This is a genomic window from Phenylobacterium sp., assembly GCF_022402485.1.
In the GTDB taxonomy this organism is placed as follows: Bacteria; Pseudomonadota; Alphaproteobacteria; order Caulobacterales; family Caulobacteraceae; genus Phenylobacterium.
This window is the reverse complement of the sequence record NZ_JAKRSA010000031.1, coordinates 23,777-48,440: the sequence shown is the minus strand read 5'-3', so window position 1 is coordinate 48,440 and position 24,664 is coordinate 23,777. Positions and strand designations below refer to the sequence as shown.

Genomic DNA, 24,664 nt, shown 5'->3' with positions numbered 1-24,664 from the left:
CTCTTGTGCCCCTAGACCATGCCTGCCTTGCGCAGGGCCTGATAGGCCTTGATCACCCGCTGCAGCTTGTTCTCGGCCGAACGGTCGCCGCCATTGGCGTCGGGATGGCAGCGCTTGACCAGTTCGGTGTAGCGGGCGCGGATGGCGGGCCCCTCGGCATTGTCGTCCAGGTCGAGGTCGGCCAGGGCGTTACGTTCGATCTTCCCCAGACGCCGTGCGGGCTGGGCCTGGGGTCCCGGGCTGTGGGCACCCCCATGGCCGAACAGGTTGAAGGGGTCCTGATAGCCGCCCTTGCCCCGGGCAAAGTTCTTGCTGAAGGTTGCCGACTCCCGGGAGTTGCGGCTGGCCTTGAAATCCCAGGTCGGGCGGCCGCCCGTGGTCTGCTCCTGCTCCTGCCGGGCCTTGATCTCGCCTTCGCTCATACCGGCAAAGAAGTTCCAGTTCCGATTATACTCCGCCGCATGCGGCTGGCAGAACCAGTAGTGCTCGTTCATCATCTCCCGGGACTTTGGCGCCCGCGCCGCTGCGGGCATGGAGCATCCGGGGTGATCGCAACGGCGCTCACCGGGCTTCAGGGCGAAAACGTCATCGGCCTGTTCGGTCTCTCCGGGTTTCGGAGGGCGAACGCGGATATCGACGAACTTGGGCTTGTATTGAAACGCGCCGGGCATGCCCCAAGTATGGGCCTACGGCCCGCACTTTTGAAGAATTGAAGATTTGAACGATGGGCGCCATATTCCAAACTATTCATCACAAATTGACCGAGGCCTTCGCGCCGACCCGTCTGGAGATCGAGGACGAGTCTGCCCGCCATGCCGGTCATGCGGGTGCCCGCCCGGGAGGCGAGAGCCATTTCAATGTCCTGATCGAGGCTGAGGCCTTTGCCGGCGCGCCAAAGGTGGCCCGGCAGCGGATGATCTACCGCGCCCTGGCTGAGGAAATGGCCGGACCTGTCCATGCGCTTTCGCTCAAGGCCCTGGCCCCCGGCGAGACCTGACACCGAATCGAGACCAGATAAATCCAAGAGGGCGGCCATATCCGCCCAGCGTTTGGGGAGACGCCCGTTGAAGACCAGTTTCACGCTCAATGGCCAGGCTGAAAGCCTGGACCTTGACCCACGCACCACCCTGCTCGACGCCCTCCGCGAACAGATCGGCCTGAAAGGCTCCAAGAAGGGCTGTGACCATGGCCAGTGCGGCGCCTGCACGGTCCTGGTCAATGGACGCAGGATCAATGCCTGCCTGTCCCTGGCGGTCACGCACGACGGCGACGAGATCACCACGATCGAGGGCCTGGCCAAGGACGAGACCCTCCATCCAGTCCAGGCTGCCTTTCTCGCGCAGGACGCTTTCCAGTGCGGCTACTGCACGCCCGGTCAGATCTGCTCCACGGTCGGCATGCTGCAGGAGGCCGCCGACGGCTGGGCGAGCCTGGTGACCGCCGACCTCACCGCCGACACGGTCCTCACCGACGAGGAAATCCGCGAGCGGATGAGCGGAAACCTCTGCCGCTGCTCGGCCTATCCGCAGATCCTGGCCGCCATCCGCACCGCCGGAGGCCTGGCATGAAGCCCTTCACCTATGCCCGGCCCAGCACCGTGGCCGACGCCTTGGCCATGGTGGCCGAGGTTCCCGGCGCGCGCTTCCTGGCTGGCGGCACCAATCTTGTGGATCTGATGAAGTTGCAGATCGAGCAGCCGACCCACCTGGTGGATGTCAGCCGTCTGCCGCTCGGCCAGGTCGAGGAAACCGCCGAAGGCGGCCTCCGCCTCGGGGCAACCACCACCAACAGCCAGGTGGCGGCCGACGCCAGGGTCCGCGTCCGCTATCCGGCCCTGGCCCAGGCCATCCTGGCGGGGGCTTCAGGCCAGCTGCGCAACAAGGCCACGACAGCGGGCAATCTGCTGCAGCGGACCCGCTGCGCCTATTTCTATGACACCACCAAGCCCTGCAATAAGCGCGAACCCGGCGCCGGCTGCGCGGCCATCGGCGGCATCTACGCCAATACCGCCATCTTCGGGGCCAGCCAGGCCTGTATCGCCACCCATCCCTCGGACATGGCCGTGGCCCTCAGCGCCCTTGACGCCCAGGTGGAGGTGACTGGCCAGAATGGACAAGCCCGCGCCGTGGCCCTTGATGACCTGCACCGGCTGCCTGGCGAAACCCCGCAGATCGAGACGTCCCTGCAGCCCGGCGAACTGATCACCGCCGTCGTCCTGCCGCCGCCGCCGCTGGGGGGGCAGATCTATCGCAAGGTCCGGGAGCGGGCCTCTTACGCCTTCGCCATCGGGGCCGTCGCCGTAGCCGGTGGTAAGGTCGCGCTTGGTGCCGTGGCCCATAAGCCCTGGCGCGCCAAGGCCGCGGAACAGGCCTTGGCGAAGGGGGCAAACCCCGCCGAGGCCATGGCCGCCGAGATGACCGGGGCCAGGAGCGATGGTCACAACGATTTCAAGGTGAAGCTCATGGGTCGCCTGGGTGCGGCCTGCCTCACCTCCACCGCCGGCGCAGGGAGCGACCAATGAGCTCGGTGAAGGATTGGGCGGCGCCGACCCCCATCAGCGAAAATCGCAGCGGCCTGATCGGCAAGGGGGTGAATCGCTATGAGGGCCGCCTGAAGGTCACCGGCACAGCGCCCTTCGCCTATGAGGTCGAAGCGCCCTCACCGCCGGCCTATGGGGTTCTGATCCCAGCTTCCATCGCCCGGGGGGTCGTCACCTCCGCCGATGTCAGCCAGGCCAAGTCCGCCCCTGGCGTCCTGCTGGTCTGGTCCCCTGACACCGTGCCGGCCCAGGGAGAGCGGGGCGCTCGGATCAATCCCCGCAGCCAGCGCGGTTCCAATCCGGCCCTCGCCGCGCGAGTCGAGCACTTCGGCCAGCATGTGGGTTTTGTGGTCGCCGACACCTTGGAGAACGCCAAGGCCGCTGCCGCCCTGGTGCGCTTCACCTACGACTCCGTCCCGGCGGACCTGATCTTCGAGGACTGTCTGGACAAGGCCGAAGACCCGGAAGGGGAGGAGGATGTTCGGATCGGCGACTTCGAGGCGGCCTACGCCAAGGCCCCGGTGCGCCTGGACGCCAGCTATGTGAGTCCGCTGCAGAACCACGCCCAGATGGAGCCCTGTGCCACCACCGCCTGGTGGGACGGCGATCAGGTCACGGTCCACACCTCGATCCAGATGGTGAAGGGTGGGCAGCACACGCTGGCTGAGACCCTGATGATCCCCTCGACCCAGGTTCGCCTGCTGACCCGCTATATCGGCGGCGGCTTCGGCGGCAAGGGACAGTCCTATGACGACCTGACACTGGCGGCCCTGGCCGCCCGGGAACTCGGCCAGCCGGTGAAGGTCGCCTATACCCGCCAGCAGATGTTCCAGGCCACCATCCACCGGCCTGCGGTCCAGATGCGGGTTCGTCTGGGCGCACAGGCCGACGGACGGCTGGATGCCTTCGCCCTGGAGGCGGTCACCCACTGCCGCCGGGAGGCCCCCTTCACCGAGCACGCGGCCAATTTTGCCCGCAGCCTCTATGCCGCGCCCAACCGGCTGACCGGCCACCGGCTGGTCAAGCTGGACATTCCAGCCGCCGGCGCCATGCGGGCACCGGGCGAGGCCTCAGGCATGCTCAGCCTGGAATGCGCCATGGACGAGTTGGCCGAACAGCTCGGCCTCGATCCTATCGAGCTTCGCCTGCGCAACGAGCCGGAGACCGATCCCGAGACCGGCAAGCCGTTCAGCACCCGCCAGCTGGTCCGCTGCATGACCGAGGGCGCTCAGCGGTTCGGCTGGGACCGGCGCAACCCGAAGCCTGGTCAGGTCCGTGACGGGCGCTGGCTGGTGGGGCTCGGCATGGCCGCTGCCATCCGCGGCAACTTCCTGCTGCCCGCCAAGGCCGGCGTGCGGATCGATGCGGATGGAACCCTCACCCTGCGTCAGGGCATGACGGATATTGGTACGGGCACCTACACCATTCTGGCCCAGATCACCGCCGAGACCCTGGGCGTGCCCCTGTCTCAGGTGAAGGTGGAGCTCGGGGATTCCGACTTCCCGCCGGCCCCGGGCTCGGGGGGACAGTTCGGCGCTGCCACGGCCGGGTCAGCGGCCTTCGCCGCCGGAATGAACCTTCGCCGGGCCCTGGCCGAGCTGGCCACCGGTGATCCCAATTCACCGCTTTATGGGGATGATCCGGAGCTTGTGACCTTCGGCGGTGGCAATATCGCCGTCGATAACCGCGCCGAACCCCTGGACGTTCTGGTGGCCCGCGCCGCCCCCGAGGGGGTCTATGTTGAGGGCTCGATCACACCGGCCGCCGACGCACGGGACTATTCCCAGCACACCTATGGGGCCCACTTCGCTGAGGTGGGGGTGGATCCCGACACCGGCGAGGTCCGTCTGCGCCGGATGTTCGGGGTGTTCGCCGCCGGTCGTATCCTCAATGCCAAGACGGCCATGAGCCAGATCACCGGTGGCATGATCTGGGGGGTGGGCACGGCGCTGCATGAGTACAATGCGGTGGATCCCCGCTATGGCTCGTTCATCGCCCAGGACCTGGCCGGCTATCATGTGCCCGCCCACGCCGATATCGCCAATCTCTCGGCCATGTTCCTGGACGAGGTGGACGACAAGGCCAATCCCATGGGCATCAAGGGCGTGGGGGAATTGGGCATTGCCGGGGCCGGCGCGGCCATCGCCAACGCGGTCTACAATGCCTGCGGTGCCCGCATCCGCGACTATCCGCTAACCCCTGAAAAGGTGCTCGCTGCGCTTCCTTGAAGGGGCGCTGGCGCAGCAGGGCTTCAAACCCGGGTGTGCAGTTCGCTGAGCACCCGGGCGAGGTCGCTTTCGCGGAAGGGCTTCTGGAGCACTGGTGCGCCCCGATCGACCTCGCGCAGGCCAGCGTCCCCATAACCGGTGGCAAAGGCGAAAGGCGCTCCCCTGGCCCGCAGGATGTCGACCAGGGGGAAAATGGGCTGCCCCCCGAGGTTCACATCCAGCACGGCGCAGTCCAGCGCCTCAGTCTCGACCAGGGCGATGGCCTCTTCCAGGCGTGAGGCTGGACCGACCACCTTGCAGCCCAGATCGCTCAGCATGTCTTCGATGAGCATGGAGACCATCATCTCGTCCTCGACCACGAGGACGCGCAGGCCGGCGAGCTTGGCAAGATCCTGCATCCATCAGCCTCCAGATCGTCGCGGGCGGTCAGCGAACGCGCCGCGTGGCAGAGATAAAGGCAAAGTCCACCGCCAGAGTCTCGCGTGATCGGTGAGACCCGGTGATGAGACCAAAATTGGCGCTGAACTCGCGGCTTTAGGCCCATTCTCGCGCCCGACCGTCTATACGCGCCCGCTTCGCCGCAATGAATGCGGTCCTGCGGCCAAGGTTCCACCGGTTCTGGAGACTGAACCTCGAGCGCTCTTCGATCGCCAGGCCAGAGTCCAACCTCATCGGGCGCGCGCTGGATGGTTGGTAGGGCGGCTTGTCAGTCCTCGACCGTCGTCTCGATCGGCTGCGATATGCGAAGTGCCGTAATCTGGTTGCGCTCGCGCCGGACCACCTGGAAGCGATGTTGGTGGAAGATGAAGGTCTGGCCGACCCGGGGAATGGTCTGGGCTTCGTGGATCACCAGACCGGCCACCGTCACAGCGTCTTCGTCGGGCAGGTCCCAGTCCATGGCGCGGTTGAGGTCTCGAATGGGCACCGAGCCGTCGACGCTGACGGTGCCGTCCGGCTGGGGCCGTACCCCAGGGACGACGACATCATGCTCATCCTCGATCTCGCCGACGATCTCTTCGAGGATGTCTTCCAGGGTGATCAGTCCCTGCAGGGCACCGTACTCGTCCACCACCAGGGCAAAGTGCGTGTGGCGCTTCAGGAAGGCGTTCAGCTGATCCTTCAGGTTGGTGGTGTCGGGAATGAACCAGGGTTCGCGCAGGATGGCCTGAAGATCCATGCCATCCATATCGCCGTCGGACTCCGCCAGGGCACGGAGCAGATCCTTGGCGTGCAGGAAGCCGACAATGTTTTCCGGGTCATCCCGATAGACCGGCATCCGCGTGTGGGCGCTGCCCAGGACGGCGGCGACGAACTCCCGAACCGGGATCGAAATGTCGAGCATCGCGATGGATTTGCGGTGCACCATCACCTGGCTCACGTCCATTTCGGCGAGATCAAGCACGCCGCCCAGCATCTGCCGGTCACGGTTCTCAACACCACCTTCGGAATGGTGGTACTCCACAGTGCCGCGGATCTCCTCGTGGGCGGCCAGGACGTCGGTCGCCATGTCGAGTTTGATGCCGAAGGGACGCAGGCTCAGGCGCGCAATCCACTGCGCGCCATTGGCCACAGGGCCGAAAATGCGCACCACCCAGGTTGCGGGCAGGGACAGCAGGCGGGCGGCCTGATCTGGCCGGGTGATCGCCAGGGTCTTGGGTAGGATTTCGGCGAAGATCACCACCAGGGTGGTCATCATCACCGTGGCGATCAAGGCTCCGGTCGGGCCAGGAATGGCGGCCGTCAGCACGGTCGTGGCCAGGGCCGAAGCGCCGATATTGATGGCGTTGTTCGACAGCAGGATCGCTCCGATCAGCTTTTCCTGATTGCCGATCAGACGATTGACCCGTGCGGCGGCGCGGTCGCCCTCGCGCTCCAGCTTGTGCATGCGACTGCGGCTGGCCGCCGTCATGGAGGTCTCAGTGGCCGAGATGACCGCCGAGAAGAACAGCAAGACAAAGATGGCGGGAGCCAGCCCAATGAGAAGCGCAGTGATCATGCCTGTGCGCCGGCGGACCGGGCGCCCTCCGTCGTCAGGAACTGAAGAATGGCGTCGGCTTCCACATCGCGGGCCACAATGGCCTCGCCCAAGGCGCGGGCCAGGATGAAGGTCAGTCGGCCGCCCTCTGCCTTCTTGTCCTGAGCCATATGGCCCAGGAGACGTGCACCGTCGAAGGGATGGCTGGCCAGCTCATTTAACCGCACCGGCAGGCCGACGGCGGCGATGGCGGCCTGGGCCCGTCCGGCGTCCTGGCCGGGACACAGGCCCTGCGCCGCGGAGTATCGGAACGCCATGGCCATGCCGATGGCCACGGCTTCCCCGTGCAGCAGGGCGTCCCCGTAGCCCGACTCAGACTCCAGGGCGTGACCAAAGGTGTGGCCAAGATTGAGCAGGGCGCGGCGGCCCGCCTCACGCTCGTCCTCGGCGACGATCTGGGCCTTCATCTCCACGGAGCGGCGGACCGCATGGGTCAGGGCGTCAGGCTCGAGGTCGATCACGGCCTGGCCATGGATCTCCAGCCACTGGAAGAATGTCAGGTCGCCGAGCAGGCCGTATTTGAGAATCTCAGCATAGCCCGCGCGCAGTTCCCGAGGGGGCAAGCTGGCCAGGACGTCCAGATCGGCCAGGACCAGCCGGGGCTGGTGAAAGGCACCGATCAGGTTCTTGCCTCGTGGGGTGTCGATGGCGGTCTTGCCGCCCACCGAGGAATCCACCTGGGCTAGCAGGGTGGTGGGGATTTGGACGAAGTCGATGCCGCGCTTATAGATCGCCGCGGCAAACCCAGCGAGGTCGCCCACCACGCCGCCGCCAAAGGCGACGATCAGATCGCCCCGGTCCAGTTCCAGAGCCAGCAGGTCATCGCTGACCCTGGCCAGCATCTCGAAGCTCTTGGACCCTTCGCCGGCTGGAACCAGCACCGGGCTGGCGCTGATCCCCTCGGCGGCGAGGGCAGCGGTCAGGTCCGGGCCGTGCAGGCGCCACACGGTCTCATCGCTGATCACGGCGGTACGGCCGCGCTTCAAAAGGGGGCGGATGTGCCGGCCAGCTTCGGCGATCAGGCCAGGGCCTATGCGGACCTCATAGGCCCGCTCCCCCAGGCCGACGGTGACAGTCTGGATCATGAACCTTGCTCGGCGAGATGTCGGGTCAGGGCGTCAATGACCTGAGAGACCGTCACATGATGGGCGGTATCTCCGGTGTCGAGGGCCACATGGGCCTCGGCATAGATCGGATATCTTTGCTCGGCCTGAGCTTTCAGGACAGTGAGGGGATCGGCGTCCTTGAGCAGGGGGCGGGTATCCTTGCGCCCCACCCGACGGGCCAGAAGCTCGAGATCGGCCCGCAGCCAGACCACCAGGGCCTTTTCTTTCAGCAATGCCCGGGTCTCGTCATTCATGAAGGCCCCGCCGCCGGTGGCCAGCACATGCGGGGGCTCCTCCAGCAGGCGCTGGATCACCCGGCGCTCGCCGTCCCGGAAGGCAGCCTCGCCCAACTCGGCGAAGATTTCGGTGATCGGACGCCCAGCGGCGGTCTCGACCTCATTGTCAGCGTCCCGAAAGGGAAGCTCCAGGGCATTGGCCAGCCTTCGGCCGACACTCGACTTGCCGACGCCCATCAGGCCCACCAGGGCGATGGTGCGGTTGCGTAGGGGTGCGTAGCGATCCATGAGCCGCAAGGCTTTACACGAGCCCGACCGCCCGCGCCAACCATCGGCGCGGCTGGGTCTGAAAAGGCCCCGAGGCAGGGGGCTCGCCGCCCCGGGGGTGAGCGTTCTCCCTAGCGCTTGACCGCGCCCTTCAGATAGCTGGCGATGGCGGGCCCATAGGGCGGACGCATGCGCTGCAGGGGACCGATGTCCTTCTTCAGTTGGCTGTAGACCGACTTACGATGGCTGAACTCCTTGAAGCCGTCATGGCCATGATAGGAGCCCATGCCGGAGGGGCCGACCCCGCCAAACGGCAGCTCTTCCTGGGCCACATGGAAGATCACGTCATTGACGGTGGCGCCCCCGGAGGTGGTCTTGGTCAGCACCGCATCCTTCTCGGCCTCATCGGTTCCGAACCAGTAGAGGGCCAGGGGCCGCTCGCGGCTGTTCACATAGTCGATCGCCGCCTGTGTCCCGCGATAGGTCTTCACCGGCAGAACCGGGCCGAAGATCTCCTCCTGCATGACGGTCATGTCGTCGGTGGGGTTGAGGATCAGGGTCGGCGGGATCTTCCGATAGGGCTGCTGGCTGAAGTCTTCTTCGGCGGGGTTCAGTTGCACCACCTGAGCGCCCTTGGCCCGGGCGTCCTCGATATAGCCGGTGATCCGCTCATAGTGGTTCTGGGCAATGATGGCGGTGTAGTCGGGATTGTCCTTGATGGTCGGGAACATGCGGGCCACCGCACCGCGCGCCTCCTCGACGAAGGCATCGACCTGTCCTTCAGGGGCCAGGACGTAGTCCGGCGCCAGGCAGATCTGACCCGCATTCAGGGTCTTGCCGGCCATGACACGGGCGGCGGCCAGGCCCATGTCGGCACCTTCCGACAGGATGACCGGGCTCTTGCCGCCCAGCTCCAGGGTCAGAGGCACCAGATTATCGGCGGCCGCGCGCATGACATGGCGGGCCACTGATGTGCCGCCAGTGAAGATCATGTGGTCGAAGGCCAGACCCGAGAAGGCCCGTCCTACCTCGGGTCCGCCAGTGAAGACGGCGATCTCGTCCTCGCTGAAGGCCTTGGCGAACATGGCCTTCATCAGCTCGGAGGTTTTCGGGGTGAACTCCGAGGGCTTGATCATCGCCCTGTTTCCCGCCGCCAGGATTCCGGCCAGAGGCCCGAAGGTCAGATTGACCGGGAAGTTCCACGGGCTGATCACGCCCACCACGCCCTTGGGCTGGAACTGCAGTTGGGCCTTGGCGCCAAAGAGGCCAAGGATCGCCGGCGTCGTCTTGCGCTTCTCCGGTGCCATCCACTTCCGCAGGTGGGCCTTGGCGTGCTTCAGGGGGCCGATGGAGGAGGCGACATCGGTCAGGCCGGTGACTGCCTTGGAGCGCGAGCCAAAGTCGTCATTCAGGGCCTCGGCGATGGCGTCGGCATGATCGACCAGGAGGTCGATACAGCGATCCAGTCGGGCCAACCGAAGTTCGATCGACGGGGGCCCTTCGGCCAGCTGGGCGGCCTTCTGGCGCTCGAGAATTAGCTGCATGTGCTCACGGGTAGGGTCAGCGGACGTGCTCATTTGGGGCCTCGCATCTGAATTTGGGATCAATGAAGCGAGGTTTACCTGACGGCTGTCATGCAAAATCCGCAGCATGGGGCATGATCGCGTCGAAACCCGGTCTAAGGTGTCTCCATGCTGATGCTCAGATCCTCCATGCTCGCGGGCCTCGCCCTTCTGGCCGTGGCCTTACCCGTCCCCGCCGGGGCACAGATTGTTGAGACCTCGGTCCTGCCGGCTCCTGACCTGTTCTCCAATGCCGGGCGTGAAACCGGCCTTGGTCAGGACCTGTGGAAAGATGCCTCGGCCGAGACGGCGCGCACGGTGCTGCCCCTGCTGGTTCAGAAGGCCCTGTCGCCGGCCAGCTCGGCCCTGGCCCGGGCCGTGTTGGCCACCGGCGCTCGGGGACCGGATGGCGCAGGCGATGATCCGGCCCTGGCGGCCGCCCGCACGCGTGCTTTGATCGCCCTGGGAGAGGCCCCGGCGGCCCAGGCCATTCTCAGCCGCACACCTGGGCTGGAGCGCCATGAAGCCTTGTCCCGGGCGGCGGCGGAGGCCGCGCTTCTGACCGGCGCTGATCAGGGGGCCTGCGACGTCGCCCAGGCGCTCAGCGTCGATCGGGAGCAGGTCTATTGGCTGAGGCTGCGGGCCTATTGTCAGGCCAGGGCTGGCGAGCCCGCAGCCCGCCTGACCTATGAGCTGGCGCAGGGTGTGGAGCGGGACGCTGTTTTCGGGCGGCTGATCGGGGCCAAGCTGGCTGGGACCGGCGATCCGGGCGCTGCCGCCCTTCGGAACGGCCTGGACCTTGCCCTGTCCCGCAGTCTTGGGCTGGACCTTAGCAGCACAGACCCCGGCCCTGGCGTTGCTGCAGCGCTCTCGGCCCCGCCGCCCCCTGAGGCGCGCTGGCCGGTGGAGGCGGGGGAGGGGCCTGTTTCGGCCGCGATCGCAGTCCTGGCCCAGGGGGACCTGGCCCTGGCTGAAGGGGTTCGCGGGGCCCTGGTGCAGGATGAGATCCCCCAAGCCGATATTCTGGATCTGGCGCTGCTGGACGCCCTGATCGCCGCAGCCGCAGGACGGGACGACAGGGCGACCCTGGACCGGCTGGTGGAGCGCGGTGGCGTGGGCGAGGCCCGTAGCCGGCGGCGCGCTCAAGAGGCCGCCCTGATCCTGGCCGCCCTGGGAACACCCCTGAGCGCTCAGGCGAGGGGGGAATTTGCGACCTTCAATCTCCCGGCTGCCAAGGCACCCGTCGCGCGCACCTTCGCCCTGGGGCAGGCCGCCGCAGCAAAACTGCAAGGTGAGACGGCGCTCCTGGCCCTCTGGACCAGCCAGGAGGCCGGCCCCGCCGGACCTGGGGTCGCCGATCGCGCCCAGATCATCGCGGCCCTGGCGATGGCAGGGCTCTCCGACCACGCCCGGGCTTTTGCGGTCGAAGGCCTGTTGGCCCTGAGATGAGCGCCCAGACCACCGAAGGCTGGATCGAGGCCTTTCTGGAAATGATGTCGGTGGAGCGGGCTGCGGCCCGCAACACCCTGACCGCCTATGGCAAGGATCTGGCGGATGCTCAGGCCTATCTGGCCGCGGCAGGGACCAGCCTGGCTGAGGCCAGCGCCGAGGCCATGGAGGCCTATTTCGCTGAACTGGGTTCCCGGGGCCTGGCACCGGCCACTGCCGCCCGGCGCCGGGCCAGCGTGCGCCAGTTCTATCGTTTCGTCCTTGGAGAGGGCTGGCGGACGGACGATCCCTCCCGCCGGGTGGACGCCCCGCGCAAGGGCCGGTCCCTGCCGCGGACCCTCAGCCGGGCTGAGGTGGATGCCCTGATCGCCGCGGCGGCGGCCCGGGATGGTGCCCAGGGGCTGCGGTTGGCCTGCATGGTGGAACTGCTCTATGCCTCGGGCCTGCGGGTCTCTGAACTCACTGCCCTGCCGCTCGCGGTCCTGGCGCGGGACCCGGCCTATCTGATCGTCAAGGGCAAGGGCGGCAAGGAACGGCTGGCCCCTCTGAACGCGGCGGCACGCACAGCGGTGAAGGCGTATCTCGACGTCCGGAAGGCCTTCCTGCCCAAAGGCGACGCGGCCAATCCGTGGCTGTTTCCCTCGCGGGGCAAGGGGGGGCGGCTGACGCCGCGCAGGCTGGCCCAGCTGTTGGACGAGGCGGCTGGCGACGCGGGCATCGATCCGGCCCGGGTCAGTCCCCACGTCCTGCGTCACGCCTTCGCTACCCACCTGCTGGAGGGCGGGGCTGACCTGCGGGTGGTGCAGACCCTGCTGGGTCACGCCGACATCGCCACCACACAGATCTACACCCACCTTGCCGGAGATCATCTTCGCCAGGTGGTGGAAACCAAACACCCTCTGGGGCGTAAGCGTTAGTTGCAGACTGAACTCGAGCGGGTGGAAGAGTTCGTTCTCTTCACCATCGGCCGGACCCCCGTGACCCTCGGGGGTATCATCGCAGGGCTTCTGGTGGTGGTGGCCGCCTTTGCGCTCGCCGCCGCCTTGGCCTTTGCCCTGCGGCGGGTCCGAGCCCGGACGCGCTATGGCGGCGCGGCACTCTACATCGTCGAAAAGCTGCTGACCTATGGGGTGGTGATCATTGGTTTCGTGGCGGCCCTCTCCACGGTCGGCCTCGACTTCTCGTCCCTGGCCATCTTCGCCGGGGCCATCGGTGTCGGTGTGGGCCTTGGCCTGCAAGGGGTGGTCAAGGAGTTCGTCTCCGGCCTCGTGCTGATCTTCGACCGGGTGGTGAACATCGGCGACTATGTGGAGCTGGAGGGGGGCGAACGTGGCCAGGTGCAGGAAATCGGTCCCCGCGCCACCCGCCTGCGCAACAACGACAATATCGACATCATCGTCCCCAATTCGCAGCTGATCGAGGGAACCCTGGTCAACTGGACCCTGCATGGGGCGACCCGGCGGATCCATGTTCCCTTCGCCGTGGCCTACGGGGCCGACAAGGAGAAGGTCCGGGACGCCGTCTTGGCTGCAGCCCGCAGTCTGCCCTTCGCCATGCCAGAGGACGAGGTGCACAAGTCGCAGGTCTGGCTGGTGGGCTTTGGCGAGTCAGCGCTGAAGTTCGAGCTGCTGGTCTGGCCAGATCTCAGCGCAGCCAAGCGGCCTAATGCCATGCTGGCGGCCTATACCTGGGCCATTGATGACGCCTTGCGGGCGGCGAACATCGAAATTCCCTATCCGCAGACCGACCTGCGCATTCGCAGTCTGTTTGGCCATGAGGGAGACAAGGCCCTTGATGTCCTGCAGCTCAAGACCCCTCAAGACCCCGAGGTGCCAAAGGCTGTCACCCTGACGACCAATGATGCGGCCGCTGACGTAAGCCGCCCTTTACCGCCCCCTGCACGGGACACCGAACCCGGGGCGGAGTCCCTGGCCGCAGGGCCAGAGATCACCGGGCTCACATAGGCAGCAGGAATGTCCGCCTTGGGACCTGGTCTACCGAGGTTGGCAGACGGGCCTTGTGAGCCTGCAGGTTCCCGCCTAACTTCCGCCGCTTCCGCGAACAGCCAGGGACAGTCACCTCGATGGCCGCACATTATCTCGAGTTTGAGCGCCCCATCGCCGAGCTCGAAGCCAAGATCGAGGAGCTTCAGCGCCTGTCGGAAACCGCCGAGGGCGGCGGCATGGACACCGAGATCGAGGCGCTGCGCGCCCGGGCAGCGGAATTGCGGGTCAAGGCCTATGCCAAGCTCGACCCCTGGCAGAAGACCCAGGTGGCCCGCCATCCCCAGCGACCGCACTTTGTGGACTACACGGCGGGCCTGATCGAGGACTTCGTCGAGCTGCGCGGCGATCGGAAATATGCCGACGACCAGGCCCTGGTCGGGGGACTTGGGCGGTTTCGCGGTCGTCCGGTGATGATCATCGGCCACGAAAAGGGTCACGACACCGCCAGTCGGGTGAAGCACAATTTCGGCTCGACCCGTCCGGAGGGCTACCGCAAGGCCATCCGGCTGATGGACATGGCGGAATCCTTCAACCTGCCGGTCATCAGCTTCATCGACACCGCCGGCGCCTATCCCGGCGTGGGCAGCGAGGAGCGCGGGGTAGCTGAGGCCATCGCACGGTCTACGCAGCGCTGCCTGACGCTGGGCGTGCCGATGATCTGCGTGGTGAGCGGCGAGGGGGGCTCCGGTGGGGCCATCGCCATCGCCTCAGGCAACCGGGTGCTGATCCTGGAGCACGCCATCTATTCGGTGATCTCGCCGGAGGGGGCCAATTCGATCCTGTGGCGGGGCTCGCGCACCGCTGAGGAGGCCGCCAAGGCGATGAAGATCTCCGCCCAGGACCTCCTGAAGATGAAGATCGTCGACCGCATCGTGCCCGAGCCCCCGGGCGGGGCCCATTCCAATCCAGCCGCCATGCTGCAGACCCTGGGCGATGTTCTGGAAGAAGAGCTGGACGCCCTGGCGGGGCTTTCAGCCGATGAGCTGCGGGCCCGCCGGGCCAAGCGGTTCTACGCCATTGGCCGCTCGGGCCTCTGAAGCCTGGCGCTCCCCTTACGGCATGGCTTGCCTCAGGACCGTTCAAGCGATTGAGTGATCCAAACAATCGTTTGGGAGAACGTCATGGCCTTGAAGACCCGTTTCACCGAGATGTTCGGCATTGAGCATCCGGTCGTGCAGGGCGGCATGCAGTGGGTCGGCCGCGCCGAGCTTGTGGCCGCGGTGGCCAATGCCGGAGGCCTTGGCTTCATCACCGCCTTGACCCAGCCGACACCTAAGGATCTCGCCAAGGAGATCGAGCGGTGCCGCGCCCTGACCGACAAGCCGTTTGGGGTGAACCTGACGATCCTGCCAGCCATCAACCCGCCCCCCTATGCGGAGTATCGTCAGGCGATCATCGATTCCGGCATCAAGATCGTTGAGACCGCCGGCAACAAGCCCGCCGAGCACGTCGAGGAATTCAAAAAGCACGGGATCCTGGTGATCCATAAGTGCACCGCTGTGCGTCACGCCTTGTCGGCGGAGCGGATGGGGGCAGACGCCATCTCCATCGATGGCTTCGAATGCGCGGGCCACCCTGGCGAAGATGACATTCCGGGACTGATCCTGATCCCGGCGGCAGCCGACAAGGTGAAGGTTCCGATGATCGCTTCGGGCGGCTTCGGCGACGGCCGTGGCCTGGCCGCAGCCCTGGCGCTTGGGGCTGAGGGGATCAATATGGGAACCCGCTTCATGTGCACGGTGGAAAGCCCGATCCATGAGAACGTGAAGCGGCAGATCGTCGCCAATGACGAGCGCCAGACCGACCTGATCTTCCGCACCATGCACAATACCAGCCGGGTGGCGCGCAACGACATCAGCCGCCAGGTGGTGGAGCTGGAGCGCTCCGGCGCCAAGTTCGAGGACGTCCGTGACCTGGTGGCCGGCTCTCGTGGTCGGGTGGTCTATGAGACCGGGGATCCGGAACACGGCATCTGGTCGGCGGGCATGATTCAGGGCCTGATCCACGATATCCCCACCTGCCAGGAGCTGATCAGCCGGATCGTCGCCGACGCCGAGGAGATCATCGCGGGTCGGATGGCGAGAATGCTATCTCAGCGGACGCCTGCCATGGCCTGAGGCCAGCGGCGGTGAACTTCGCCATGTTGGCGGACGGGGTTGGCGGTGTAATCTGAAGCCCCCCGTCCCCCGATGTGTGTCTGATCACCCTTGTCCTCGTCTCTCACTCAGAAGGCTGATGCCGCTCAGCTGATCGAGACCATCTATGCTGTGGCGGCGCGTCCGGAGCGCTGGGAGGAGATCATCGCGGCCGTAGGGGCGGCACCTCCCGGTGGCCCGGCCGCCGAGGCGGCTCTGGCGGGCCTGAAAGACCTTGAGGAAGTCCCACAGGGGGGCCAGGCGACCCTGGGGGTCATCCTGCTGTCGCCGACCGGCGGCGTCGTAGGGTGGAACAGCGCTGGTGAGGCCCTGTTCCGCGATCGGCTCGGGGTCGTAGAGAGCCGGGGCCTGCGGTTCTTTAATCCCTCAAACCATGAAGCACTCGCCCACGCCCGGGCGCGTCTGGCAGAGTCTTCGGCCAGTCAGGTGATCGTCAAGTTTGTTCAGGCTGACGATGATGACCCGCACTTCGCCTACATGTCGCCTCTTGCTGCGACCCCGCCCGAGCTGATCATCGATGTCACTGGTGCCGATCGGGCTTCGGCGGCGCTGATCTTTCCGGCGGTCGAGGCCACTGACCATCTCTGGCGCACAATCCGAGAGAGCTTTGGTCTGACGCCGGCTGAGACGCGATTGGCGGCGCGTCTGAAGGATGGCCTGACCCTCAAGGAGGCCGCAGAGGACCTGAACGTCTCGTTGAACACCGTGCGCAATCAGCTTCGCGCGGTGTTCGAGAAAATGGGCCTTAACCGCCAGAGCGACTTGGTCAGGGCCTTGGCCCAGCTCAGCGCCCTGTCGTCCTCCCTCCAGCCTTCGGCCCCCTTCACCGTGGTGGCCACGGAGGCGGGCGCTCTGGGGGCGGCACCGCCGGTGCAGATTCATCGACTGGCTGACGGTCGTGCCCTGGCCTACCGCGCCTATGGAGATCCCCAAGGCCGGGCCTGCATGATGGTCCATCAGGGGATTGGCTCGAGCCTGCTGCCCAGGGGCACGGACCGACTCGCCCGGGATCTTGGGCTCCATATCATTTGCGCCGAAAGGCCAGGGACCGGCCGTTCCGACGCCCCGGCTGAGCTCACCTTCCCCGGTGTCGCCAGAGATCTCGTCCACCTGACCGAGGCCCTTAACCTTCAGCAGGTCCGGATCGCGGCCTTTATGAACGGCGTGGCCTTTGCCCTGGCCTATGCCAATACCCTGGGGGACCGGGCTGAGCGACTTCTGCTGGCCTCAGGGCGGACCACCGGGGTGGAGCCGGAGACCGAGCGCGACCGGCGCCACCCCATGATCCTGTTGCATCGGCGGATGGCCAGGTCGGCCTGGGCGGCGATGCCGCTCTATGCGCTTCTCCGCCGCCGGCTATCGCGCCGCCAGGTTGAGACCATGGTCCGTACGGCCGCCTCAGCCCCGGGCGACGCCGCCTATCTGCGCAGCCATCCTGACGTGACGACCTTCATCTTCGACTATATGAGCGAATGTCTCAGCCGGGGCTCAAAAGGCGCGGCGCGGGAGCTCATGCTCAGCGTCAACACCCCCAAGCTGGACCTTCCCCATCTGACGGTGCCGATCAGCATATGGTACGGCGCAGATGATCCGGGTGCCTCGCCGGAGCGCCTGATGGCCTGGCTCGGGCGTCCCTGCGAAGCGGTGCGCGTCGTGCCCGGGGTCGGCCACTTCCTGCCGCACAAGCACTGGCCAGACGTGCTGGCCTGGCTGGCGACCGACGATGGGTCTTGAGCCTGACGCCGACGCTACGGCGTAGGCTCCAGTGCCACGGTCACGGCATCGATCAGGGTCTCGATCGCCTCCATCGTCGTGGCCCATGAGCACATGAAGCGCACGGAGCCGTCGATGAAACGGTAGACGAACCAGCCGGCCCCCTGCAGGCGCTTGAGGGTCGGTTCGTCCATCTCGACGAAGACCCCATTGGCCTCCACGGGATGCCGCAGGGGGAGCGGCATGAGCTCGGCCAGTCGCCTGGCCATGGCATTGGCATGGGCGGCGCGGGTTATGAAGGCACCGCTTTCAAACATGCCCACGAAGGGGGCGGCGTAGAACCGGCTCTTGGAGGGCAGCTGTCCGGCCTGCTTCAGGCGGGCATCGAAGCGCGGGACAAGATCCTTGCGGAAGATAACGATGGCCTCGGCAGGCGTCATGCCCGCCTTGGTCCCGCCGATCACCAGCAGATCGACGCCCAAGCCTGGAATGGATTTCAGATCAAAGCCGGTGGCCGCGGCATTGGCCAGCCGGGCGCCGTCCAGGTGAACGCCATATCCCCGGTCGCGGACTGCGGCGGTCAGGACCGCCAGGGCCTCTGCGGAATAGACCGTGCCATACTCGGTAGCGTTGGTCAGCGACAGCGCGGCTGGGGGCTGGGCGTGGGCGCTCTCGGGCTTGGCGAGAGCCCGGGTCAGGGCTTGAGGATCGATGCGCCCCGAGGCGCCCTCCAGACCCTGGATGGCCAGGCCATGGCCAAAGAAGCCCGGCGCGCCGGTCTCATCGGTGGCCACATGGGAGTCCCGATGGGCCAGCACGCCCTCGAAGGGTCGGGCCAGGGCAGCCAGGCAGATGGCGTTGGCCGCCGTGCCTGACGTGACGAAGCGGACATCGGCATCGGCGTCCAGCATCTGCCGGATCAGGTCCGCAGCCCGGGCAGCGGTGGCGTCGGCCCCATAGCTGGCGGAAAACCCCGCATTGGCGGCGATCAGCGCCGCCATCGCTTCAGGGGCGGCCGGGGCGGTATTGTCGGAGGCAAAGTCGTAGCGGGGGCTCATCCCGCCGTTCTACCCCACGCCTTTACGTCGTCCACAAAGAGATCCGGCTCCTCCATGGCGGCGAAGTGCCCCCCGCTCGGCATGTCGGTCCAGCGGACGATGTTGTAGCCCCGGTCGGCGAAGGACCGGGGCGGGGCGGGGTACAGGGCTTCACCGGGGAAGTTGGCAAACGCCGTCGGGGTCTCGCAACGCTGGCCCGGCTGCAGGGCCACCCCGCCTTCTTCTAGCATGCCGCGATAGTACCAGGCACCGGTGGCGAAGCTGTCGGTCATCACATAGAGCATGATGTTGGTGAGCAGCCGATCCTTGGAATAGACCTCGTCGAAGGTCTTGGTCCGCAGGTCGGACCAGTCGTGGAACCGCTCGGCGATCCAGGCGGCCTGACCGACGGGGTTTGATGCGCCCAGCCAGGCCAGGGACTGAGGCTTCGAGGCTTGCAGGCGGAAATAGGCGCCCATCACGTCCATCATCCCAGCCTGGCGGGTCATCCAGGCCGTCTCCTCAGGGGTCTGAGGCCCGCCGGGCGCGCGGAACGCCATCATGTTCAGGTGGATGGCCTTGGCGTGGGCAGCGTGGTCCAGCCCCAGCCAGGAGGTGATCATCGAGCCCCAGTCACCCCCCTGGGCCAGATAGGTCTGATAGCCGAGCACCTGAGTCATCAGAGTGTTGAACAGCCGCGCCGTGCTCCGCTGACCCATAGGGCGACTGGGCTTGGAGGAGAAGCCAAAGCCCGGCAGGGATGGGATCACCAGGTCAAAGGCGTCGGCCGCGTCGCCGCCGAAGCGGGACGGGAAGGCGAGCTTTTCAATCACCTCCCAGAATTCGTAGTGCGAGCCAGGCCAGCCGTGGGACATCAGCAGGGGCCGGGCGCCGCCAGCCTCACCCACCACGTGGACAAAGTGCAGGTCAAAGTCCTCGACCCTGGCGGTGAACTGCGGAAAGCGGTTCAGCTCGGCCTGGGCCGCGCGCCAGTCATAGGCGCTGGTCCAATGGTCGCAGAGCCCCTTCAGCCAGGCACCATCGCAGCCATAGGCCCAGCCGTCTGGAACCTCCGGGATGGGGGGCCACGCATAGGCAGCGACCTGATCCAGGACGGATGTGACCCTGGCGGCATCCCACTGGACCTCAAACGGTTGAACCTGGCTCACGGCGCGCTCCCTCCAAACTGTTCTGCGCGCAGGGTGGCGGGGTTGACCTTGGGCGCGTCAAGGGCGCGATGCGCAGCTGTGGGTCAGCCTGCGGGGCGCAGACCCCGGGAAATGGCCGGAATCACCTCGCCGATCAGCTTGCGGGCCCCGCCGGGCGGCAGCTTGCCGACCATCTCCAGCACCACGCAGCCATGGGTCGAAGCCCAGAACATTTCACCGATCCGGACCGGATCGCCCACCAGATAGCCGCTGTCCACCAGGCTTCGGACATACTGGCTCATGGTCTGACGCGCCCGGTCCGCAGCCCTGGCCAGGTCGGGATAGTCGGCCTCATTGGGCTGATACATGTCGAACATCAGCTTGTAGGTCTGAGGATTGTCGAAGGCGAAGGTCACATAGGCCTCCCCGACGGCTGCGCCCCGGGCGCGGGGGTCGCCGCCCCGGGCATAGGCCGCCTCCAGGGCCTCGGCGAACCGGTCGAAACCGGCCGCCCGGACGGCGGCCAGGATATCGTCCTTGTCCTTGAAGTAACGGTAGGGCGTCATGGGGCTGACCCCGAGCGCCGAGGCCAGTTGGCGCATGGTCACCGCCTCTGGTCCGCGCTCAGCGAACAGATGCTCAGCCACCTCGCACAGGCGGTCGCGGAAGTCGGCGACATCAGATTGGGTGAGGACCCGGGGCATCAGACCTCAGAACAGCAGGTTGATCGCAAGTACCGCAACAACCTCACTGTTACATTTACGTCGTAAAATCAAGCTTGAGCACCTGCGGCCCGCCCATCCTGCCTCGGATGGGCGGGCCGCAAGGCGTTTCAGGCCTCAACCTCGAAGGTCATGCCCGCATTGGCGCGCAAACGCTCGATCAGCTTCATGCCCATCGCCGCCCCCGGCGTCCAGACGCCCCCTGGGGTGTCGGTGGCCTCGTGGATCAGGCAGATGGCGGCCTCGCCGATCATCTTGGAGGTGCAGCCATAGCCAGGGTCCTTGTCCCCGGTGACGGCGACCCGCATCTGCTCGCCGCCGGTGCCCAGACCGATGAACAGCACATCGAAGAAGCCGGTTTCCCGTTCTTCCTTGCTGGGACCTTCGCCGGGCTGGGGACCGCCTTCGCCGCCGAGGGCCGGGGCCGGGGGGGCGTTGGGATCCACCACCACCATCTCGTCATAGGCCAGGTCAGTGCCATAGGCGTGACCCAGCAGGGCGTTGGAACGATGGACGTTGCGGGTGTTGATGGCGGCCATGATGAAGGGACCGACGGTGGCACCCAGGTCGGTGTCTTCCTCGACCTTGTCGCCCTTGGGCTGCTCAGGCCCCTTGAAGCCCGGCGTCAGGGCGAAGGGGTCGATCATGAGGGCGAACAGGCTGGGGTCCTTGGACAGGGCCGCCATGGTGGCCTTCAGGCTGGCGGCGGTGCCGCCGGAGAAGCCGCCCTTCATCTTGCGCACGCGCCCCTTCACCCGGGGCAGGGTGTGGCCGAACTTGGCCCGGGCCTGCTCGGCCAGATAGAAGACGCCCAGCTCAAAGGGGATGGAGTCAAAGCCGCAGGAAAAGACGATCCGCGCTCCAGTCTGTTTGGCCTTGGCCTCGTGGGCGTCGATCATGTGGCGCATCCAGACCGGCTCGCCGCAGAGATCGAGATAATCGGTCCCGGCCTCGACACAGGCGGCCACCAGTTCATTACCATAGAGCTGATAGGGACCGACGGTGGTGATCACCGCCTTGGTCCGCGCCACCATGGCCTGCAGCGAGACCATGTCGCTGGCATCGGCCACCACCAGCGGAGTCTCGGCCGGGGCACCGATCTCGTCCCGGACAGCGGCCAGCTTGTCGGCACTGCGGCCGGCCATGGCCCACTTGACCTCGCCGCCAAGGCCGTAGCGTTTGGCCAGGTGCTCGGCGACCAGCCGGCCGGTGAAGCCGGTGGCTCCATAGACGATGATGTCGAATTCGGCGTCGTGTTTCAAAGGGCGTCCTCCGTCTGGTCCTGGGCTACGAAGCCCGGCCAGTTGTTCATGTAGGTGATGAAGCCAGGGCTGAGGCCCTCGGCCGCCAGATGGGCGCGGCTGACCGGCAGGGCCACCGGGATGAAGCCGGCGTCGGCCTGGACCTTTTGCGGGTAGTCGTGGTGCAGGATGGCACCCCGGCCGATCAGCACATAGTCGGCACCTGCCGCAATGGCATCCCGCGCCTCCTGGGCGCTCATGATCTTGCCTGCGACCCCAAGCCGAACCCCGGACCTGGGCAGGTCGGCGAAGTAGGACATCAGGCTGCGCCCCTTGAACTCGGCCTCGGTGGGTTCCTTGCGGACGTCCCAGAGAGACATATCCAGGAAGTCCAGGGCCGGGTGGGTCAGCATCTGGGCGGCCAAGGCGCGGATCTCGGTCAGCTGCAGGCCAAAGCGCTCCGGCGACAGGCGCAGGCCCAGCAGGAAGTCCTCGCCGCAGCGGGCGCGGATGCCCTCGACGATCTCCACGACGATCCGGGCGCGGTTTTCGGCCGACCCGCCATAGGCGTCGGTGCGATGGTTGAGGTCGGGCGAGAGGAACTGGCAGAGGATGTAGCCGTGGGCACCGTGCACCTCGACCCCGTCAAAGCCTGCCCGCTTGGACCGCTCGGCCCCGGCGATAAAGGCTTCGATGAGGTCGGCGACCTCGGCCTCGCTCAGGGCCCGGGCGCCGGTTTCCGGATCATCTGACGGACAGACCGGGGCTTCGCCGATCAGCTCTTTAGGCGAGCGGTTGCCGGCATGGTGCAGCTGCAGGACCGCGACGCTACCCTCCGCCTTGATGGCCTTGGCCAGGCGGGTCAGCCCTGGAAGGTGCGCGTCTGAAAACACCCCCAGCTGGCCGGGGAAACCCTGACCGATCTTCTGCACGTGGGCCGCGCAGGTCATGGTCAGGCCAAAGCCCCCAGTGGCCCGCATGGTCAGCCAGTGGAACTCCTCGTCCGACAGGGTCCCGTCGGGGTGGCTCTGGGTGTTGGTCAGGGGGGCGAGCATGAAGCGGTTCTTCATCTCAGGCCCGTGCGGGAAGCTGAGGGGCGCAAACAGGTCGGGCTCAGCCATGGTCTCGTCTCCAGTGCAAAGTGAACCCTGTTCATAGACGAGGTGGACGCCACGACGAAGGGGCGACGTGGCGTAAGGCGTGACTTGTCACCGGCCCGCGCGCAGGTCATCCAGGGGGCGATGAATCCCCCTGGAGGCGAGATGCGAGCCGTCTGGTACGACCAAACCGGGCCTGCGCGGCAAGTGCTGCAGCTGGGCGAACAGCCAACCCCCAAGGCTGGTCAAGGCCAGGTGCTGATCGCGGTGAAGGCGTCTGGGGTCAATCCGTCCGATGTCGGCATGCGGGGCGGGGCGTCCGGGGCGCCCATGGCCTATCCGAGGATCATCCCACACAGCGACGGGGCCGGCGTGGTGGAGGCGGTGGGGCCAGGGGTCTCGGCGTCCTGGGTCGGACGACGGGTCTGGTTCTACAACGGGCAACGCAACGGTCGCGCCTTCGGCTCTGCGGCGGAGTACATCGAACTGGACGTGGACCTTATCCGGCCGCTCCCCGACGAGGTTTCCTTTGCCGAAGGCGCGACCTTGGGGATTCCCTGCATGACCGCCCATCGTGCGCTGTTCCTGGCCGGACCGGTGCAGGGCCGCACCGTCCTGGTGACCGGCGGCGCTGGGGCGGTGGGGCACTATGCCGTGCAGCTGGCCAAATGGGCCGGGGCCACGGTGATTGCCACGGTCTCCAACGCTGACAAGGCCGAGCGGGCCAGGGCCGGTGGAGCTGACCACACGATTGACTATCGCCGAGAGGATGTGGCCGCCCGGGTGCGGGACCTGACCGGCGGCCAGGGGGTGCACCATGTGGTCGAGGTGGACTTCGGTGGCAATGCGGCCTCAACCCTGGCCAGCGTCAGCCTGAACGGCTCGGTGGCCTATTACGCCACCAAGGGCGCCCGGGAGCCGGTGATCCCCGCAGGCGTGCTGATGGGGCTGAACCTGTCGATCCACGGGGTCTATCTGCCGGTCAGCCCTCATGAGGCCAGGCGCCGGGCCCAGGCTGACATCACCGCCTGGATTGGCACAGGCCAAGCTATTCTGTCCGTGGCGGGAACCTACAGGCTTGAGGACTGCGCCAGCGCCCACGAGGCCGTCGAGGCGGGGACCAAGATCGGCACGGTGGTGGTCGAGCCGTGACCACGCCTGTGGACGCCATCCTCGCCCGCCGGCGGCTGACCAACAAGCTGATCGCGGCCAAGGCGGCGGTGCGGCTGAGGCCCTTTTTTGATCCCCGGGTGAACGTCATCGTCGGCGACGGGACCCTGATCACCGGCGTCGAGGCGGTCATTGCCGCCTTCGCCGCGCAGTTTTCTGACCCGGACTTTGTCGCCTTTGTCCGCACGCCAGACGTTGTAGAACTGGACACGCTCGGCGCGCGGGCCGCCGAGCGTGGGACCTGGGTCGCGGTCTCCCGCAGCGAAGGCGAGCACATCGCCGGCTGGTATCTGGCGGCCTGGACGAAGGCTCGCGGTCAATGGCTGATCGAGAGCGAGACCTTTGTCACCCTCAGACCATGACGCGATCAGACGGAGCCGTCTGCACGCATCATGATCTAAACTCAAAGACTTGAGCCCGTTTTGTTCCGATAACCGGTTACCACTTATCTGAACGCGCTCTAAGGGCTGACGGGCTCTGTCACCGGTTTGCGATAGGCGTAGAGCAGCAGCACCTGGGCCACGATGATGAACAGGGCCGCACCTGACAGCAGAAAGGCGTCCTCATAGACCTTGGGGGAGATGACGTATTCGCCCTTCATCACCTTGCGCCAGCCGCTGAAGTGTTGGGTTGCGCCCACCACGAGGCCGAACACGCCCAGCACCGAGCCTATATAACGGGTGATCCAGAAGCCGGGATTGGGGGTCAGCATCAGCAGGCCCAGCAGACCGATCACCGTGCGCTGGGTCCGGCAGAAGGGGCAGACATAGACCAGGCCCGTGAGCTCCATAGCCCAGGTGGCGACGCTGATGCCTATGGCGATCAGGCCCAGCAGGCGCATCCGCCCCGTCCAGAATTCCAGCTGAAGCATCTTTAGCCCCCCGGCGAATGAAATCCAGACTGTTACATCGTAACGTAAGATGCAACGCCTTTTCACCCTGTGGGTCCAGGG

General features: G+C 66.5%; 24 protein-coding genes. 12 read left to right on the top strand and 12 right to left on the bottom strand.

Annotation, left to right across the window (positions count from 1 at the left end):
• Positions 1-11: 11 nt before the first annotated feature.
• Entirely contained in the window at positions 12-671 is a 660-nt protein-coding gene (locus MH112_RS13635; protein ID WP_296568681.1) for a J domain-containing protein, read from the bottom strand.
• A 53-nt stretch (positions 672-724) separates the two neighbouring features.
• On the opposite strand from MH112_RS13635, the gene MH112_RS13630 reads away from it, so the two are divergent.
• The 4 genes from MH112_RS13630 to MH112_RS13615 all read left to right on the top strand — a co-directional run bounded on the left by MH112_RS13630 (position 725) and on the right by MH112_RS13615 (position 4,767).
• Positions 725-997: a BolA family protein gene (locus tag MH112_RS13630; protein ID WP_296568677.1), complete on the top strand. Its 273-nt coding sequence runs from the start codon at positions 725-727 to the stop codon at positions 995-997.
• A 67-nt stretch (positions 998-1,064) separates the two neighbouring features.
• Complete coding sequence (locus MH112_RS13625) at positions 1,065-1,568, top strand: 2Fe-2S iron-sulfur cluster-binding protein (RefSeq protein WP_296568674.1); 504 nt, start codon at positions 1,065-1,067, stop codon at positions 1,566-1,568.
• Complete coding sequence (locus MH112_RS13620; RefSeq protein ID WP_296568671.1) at positions 1,565-2,521, top strand: xanthine dehydrogenase family protein subunit M; 957 nt, start codon at positions 1,565-1,567, stop codon at positions 2,519-2,521. Before MH112_RS13625 ends, MH112_RS13620 begins: the two co-directional genes overlap by 4 nt.
• Positions 2,518-4,767: a xanthine dehydrogenase family protein molybdopterin-binding subunit gene (locus MH112_RS13615; protein WP_296568669.1), complete on the top strand. Its 2,250-nt coding sequence runs from the start codon at positions 2,518-2,520 to the stop codon at positions 4,765-4,767. The genes MH112_RS13620 and MH112_RS13615 overlap by 4 nt, the downstream gene beginning before the upstream one ends.
• Positions 4,768-4,790: 23 nt before the next feature.
• Here MH112_RS13615 and MH112_RS13610 read toward each other — a convergent pair whose 3' ends face one another.
• The 5 genes from MH112_RS13610 to MH112_RS13590 all read right to left on the bottom strand — a co-directional run bounded on the left by MH112_RS13610 (position 4,791) and on the right by MH112_RS13590 (position 9,988).
• On the bottom strand, positions 4,791-5,165 hold the full coding sequence (locus MH112_RS13610; RefSeq protein WP_296568666.1) for a response regulator: 375 nt from the start codon (positions 5,163-5,165) through the stop codon (positions 4,791-4,793).
• A 308-nt stretch (positions 5,166-5,473) separates the two neighbouring features.
• Positions 5,474-6,763: an HlyC/CorC family transporter gene (locus MH112_RS13605; protein WP_296568664.1), complete on the bottom strand. Its 1,290-nt coding sequence runs from the start codon at positions 6,761-6,763 to the stop codon at positions 5,474-5,476.
• Positions 6,760-7,887 carry a 3-dehydroquinate synthase gene (aroB, locus tag MH112_RS13600; RefSeq protein ID WP_296568661.1) on the bottom strand — a complete coding sequence of 376 codons (1,128 nt, stop codon included), beginning with the start codon at positions 7,885-7,887 and terminating at the stop codon, positions 6,760-6,762. Before aroB ends, MH112_RS13605 begins: the two co-directional genes overlap by 4 nt.
• Entirely contained in the window at positions 7,884-8,432 is a 549-nt protein-coding gene (locus MH112_RS13595; RefSeq protein ID WP_296568658.1) for a shikimate kinase, read from the bottom strand. The genes aroB and MH112_RS13595 overlap by 4 nt, the downstream gene beginning before the upstream one ends.
• Before the next feature lie 110 nt (positions 8,433-8,542).
• Positions 8,543-9,988 carry a coniferyl aldehyde dehydrogenase gene (locus MH112_RS13590; protein WP_296568656.1) on the bottom strand — a complete coding sequence of 482 codons (1,446 nt, stop codon included), beginning with the start codon at positions 9,986-9,988 and terminating at the stop codon, positions 8,543-8,545.
• Positions 9,989-10,102: 114 nt separating this feature from the next.
• Here MH112_RS13590 and MH112_RS13585 point away from each other — a divergent pair, with 114 nt between their 5' ends.
• From MH112_RS13585 to MH112_RS13560, 6 genes are all read left to right on the top strand, one after another.
• Entirely contained in the window at positions 10,103-11,422 is a 1,320-nt protein-coding gene (locus MH112_RS13585) for a hypothetical protein (RefSeq protein WP_296568654.1), read from the top strand.
• On the top strand, positions 11,419-12,339 hold the full coding sequence (locus MH112_RS13580) for a tyrosine recombinase (RefSeq protein ID WP_296568652.1): 921 nt from the start codon (positions 11,419-11,421) through the stop codon (positions 12,337-12,339). The genes MH112_RS13585 and MH112_RS13580 overlap by 4 nt, the downstream gene beginning before the upstream one ends.
• Complete coding sequence (locus tag MH112_RS13575; RefSeq protein WP_296568650.1) at positions 12,340-13,386, top strand: mechanosensitive ion channel domain-containing protein; 1,047 nt, start codon at positions 12,340-12,342, stop codon at positions 13,384-13,386.
• 119 nt (positions 13,387-13,505) lie between these two features.
• On the top strand, positions 13,506-14,465 hold the full coding sequence (locus tag MH112_RS13570) for an acetyl-CoA carboxylase carboxyltransferase subunit alpha (protein WP_296568649.1): 960 nt from the start codon (positions 13,506-13,508) through the stop codon (positions 14,463-14,465).
• Positions 14,466-14,549: 84 nt separating this feature from the next.
• Positions 14,550-15,545: a nitronate monooxygenase family protein gene (locus tag MH112_RS13565; protein ID WP_296568647.1), complete on the top strand. Its 996-nt coding sequence runs from the start codon at positions 14,550-14,552 to the stop codon at positions 15,543-15,545.
• 90 nt (positions 15,546-15,635) lie between these two features.
• Complete coding sequence (locus MH112_RS13560) at positions 15,636-17,318, top strand: LuxR C-terminal-related transcriptional regulator (RefSeq protein WP_296568646.1); 1,683 nt, start codon at positions 15,636-15,638, stop codon at positions 17,316-17,318.
• 14 nt (positions 17,319-17,332) lie between these two features.
• On the opposite strand, the gene MH112_RS13555 is transcribed toward MH112_RS13560, so the two are convergent.
• The 5 genes from MH112_RS13555 to MH112_RS13535 form a co-directional block, all read right to left on the bottom strand.
• On the bottom strand, positions 17,333-18,355 hold the full coding sequence (locus tag MH112_RS13555) for a beta-eliminating lyase-related protein (RefSeq protein WP_296568643.1): 1,023 nt from the start codon (positions 18,353-18,355) through the stop codon (positions 17,333-17,335).
• Complete coding sequence (locus tag MH112_RS13550) at positions 18,352-19,503, bottom strand: epoxide hydrolase family protein (RefSeq protein ID WP_296568641.1); 1,152 nt, start codon at positions 19,501-19,503, stop codon at positions 18,352-18,354. The genes MH112_RS13555 and MH112_RS13550 overlap by 4 nt, the downstream gene beginning before the upstream one ends.
• An 83-nt stretch (positions 19,504-19,586) precedes the next feature.
• A complete protein-coding gene (locus MH112_RS13545; RefSeq protein WP_296568639.1) occupies positions 19,587-20,186 on the bottom strand; it encodes a TetR/AcrR family transcriptional regulator in 600 nt (199 codons plus the stop codon).
• Positions 20,187-20,314: 128 nt separating this feature from the next.
• The gene (locus tag MH112_RS13540) at positions 20,315-21,466 is read right to left on the bottom strand and encodes a saccharopine dehydrogenase NADP-binding domain-containing protein (protein ID WP_296568637.1); all 1,152 of its coding nucleotides are present in this window, start codon (positions 21,464-21,466) and stop codon (positions 20,315-20,317) included.
• A complete protein-coding gene (locus tag MH112_RS13535) occupies positions 21,463-22,566 on the bottom strand; it encodes an NADH:flavin oxidoreductase (protein WP_296568635.1) in 1,104 nt (367 codons plus the stop codon). The genes MH112_RS13540 and MH112_RS13535 overlap by 4 nt, the downstream gene beginning before the upstream one ends.
• A gap of 141 nt (positions 22,567-22,707) precedes the next feature.
• Here MH112_RS13535 and MH112_RS13530 point away from each other — a divergent pair, with 141 nt between their 5' ends.
• Both MH112_RS13530 and MH112_RS13525 read left to right on the top strand, forming a co-directional pair.
• Positions 22,708-23,694, top strand: a complete 987-nt coding sequence (locus tag MH112_RS13530; protein WP_296568634.1) for an NADPH:quinone reductase — start codon at positions 22,708-22,710, stop codon at positions 23,692-23,694.
• Positions 23,691-24,074, top strand: a complete 384-nt coding sequence (locus MH112_RS13525) for a nuclear transport factor 2 family protein (protein WP_296568632.1) — start codon at positions 23,691-23,693, stop codon at positions 24,072-24,074. Before MH112_RS13530 ends, MH112_RS13525 begins: the two co-directional genes overlap by 4 nt.
• Positions 24,075-24,172: 98 nt before the next feature.
• Here MH112_RS13525 and MH112_RS13520 read toward each other — a convergent pair whose 3' ends face one another.
• Positions 24,173-24,583, bottom strand: a complete 411-nt coding sequence (locus MH112_RS13520; RefSeq protein ID WP_296568630.1) for a hypothetical protein — start codon at positions 24,581-24,583, stop codon at positions 24,173-24,175.
• Positions 24,584-24,664 lie beyond the last annotated feature (81 nt).

Excerpts from the sequence above, each read along its gene's own strand:
- MH112_RS13635 (WP_296568681.1), bottom strand. The coding sequence starts at position 671 with ATGCCCGGCGCGTTTCAATACAAGCCCAAGTTCGTCGATATCCGCGTT.
- MH112_RS13630 (WP_296568677.1), top strand. The coding sequence starts at position 725 with ATGGGCGCCATATTCCAAACTATTCATCACAAATTGACCGAGGCCTTC.
- MH112_RS13620 (WP_296568671.1), top strand. The coding sequence starts at position 1,565 with ATGAAGCCCTTCACCTATGCCCGGCCCAGCACCGTGGCCGACGCCTTG.
- MH112_RS13615 (WP_296568669.1), top strand. The coding sequence starts at position 2,518 with ATGAGCTCGGTGAAGGATTGGGCGGCGCCGACCCCCATCAGCGAAAAT.
- MH112_RS13610 (WP_296568666.1), bottom strand. The coding sequence starts at position 5,165 with ATGCAGGATCTTGCCAAGCTCGCCGGCCTGCGCGTCCTCGTGGTCGAG.
- MH112_RS13605 (WP_296568664.1), bottom strand. The coding sequence starts at position 6,763 with ATGATCACTGCGCTTCTCATTGGGCTGGCTCCCGCCATCTTTGTCTTG.
- aroB (WP_296568661.1), bottom strand. The coding sequence starts at position 7,887 with ATGATCCAGACTGTCACCGTCGGCCTGGGGGAGCGGGCCTATGAGGTC.
- MH112_RS13595 (WP_296568658.1), bottom strand. The coding sequence starts at position 8,432 with ATGGATCGCTACGCACCCCTACGCAACCGCACCATCGCCCTGGTGGGC.
- MH112_RS13590 (WP_296568656.1), bottom strand. The coding sequence starts at position 9,988 with ATGAGCACGTCCGCTGACCCTACCCGTGAGCACATGCAGCTAATTCTC.
- MH112_RS13585 (WP_296568654.1), top strand. The coding sequence starts at position 10,103 with ATGCTGATGCTCAGATCCTCCATGCTCGCGGGCCTCGCCCTTCTGGCC.
- MH112_RS13580 (WP_296568652.1), top strand. The coding sequence starts at position 11,419 with ATGAGCGCCCAGACCACCGAAGGCTGGATCGAGGCCTTTCTGGAAATG.
- MH112_RS13570 (WP_296568649.1), top strand. The coding sequence starts at position 13,506 with ATGGCCGCACATTATCTCGAGTTTGAGCGCCCCATCGCCGAGCTCGAA.
- MH112_RS13565 (WP_296568647.1), top strand. The coding sequence starts at position 14,550 with ATGGCCTTGAAGACCCGTTTCACCGAGATGTTCGGCATTGAGCATCCG.
- MH112_RS13555 (WP_296568643.1), bottom strand. The coding sequence starts at position 18,355 with ATGAGCCCCCGCTACGACTTTGCCTCCGACAATACCGCCCCGGCCGCC.
- MH112_RS13545 (WP_296568639.1), bottom strand. The coding sequence starts at position 20,186 with ATGCCCCGGGTCCTCACCCAATCTGATGTCGCCGACTTCCGCGACCGC.
- MH112_RS13535 (WP_296568635.1), bottom strand. The coding sequence starts at position 22,566 with ATGGCTGAGCCCGACCTGTTTGCGCCCCTCAGCTTCCCGCACGGGCCT.
- MH112_RS13530 (WP_296568634.1), top strand. The coding sequence starts at position 22,708 with ATGCGAGCCGTCTGGTACGACCAAACCGGGCCTGCGCGGCAAGTGCTG.
- MH112_RS13520 (WP_296568630.1), bottom strand. The coding sequence starts at position 24,583 with ATGCTTCAGCTGGAATTCTGGACGGGGCGGATGCGCCTGCTGGGCCTG.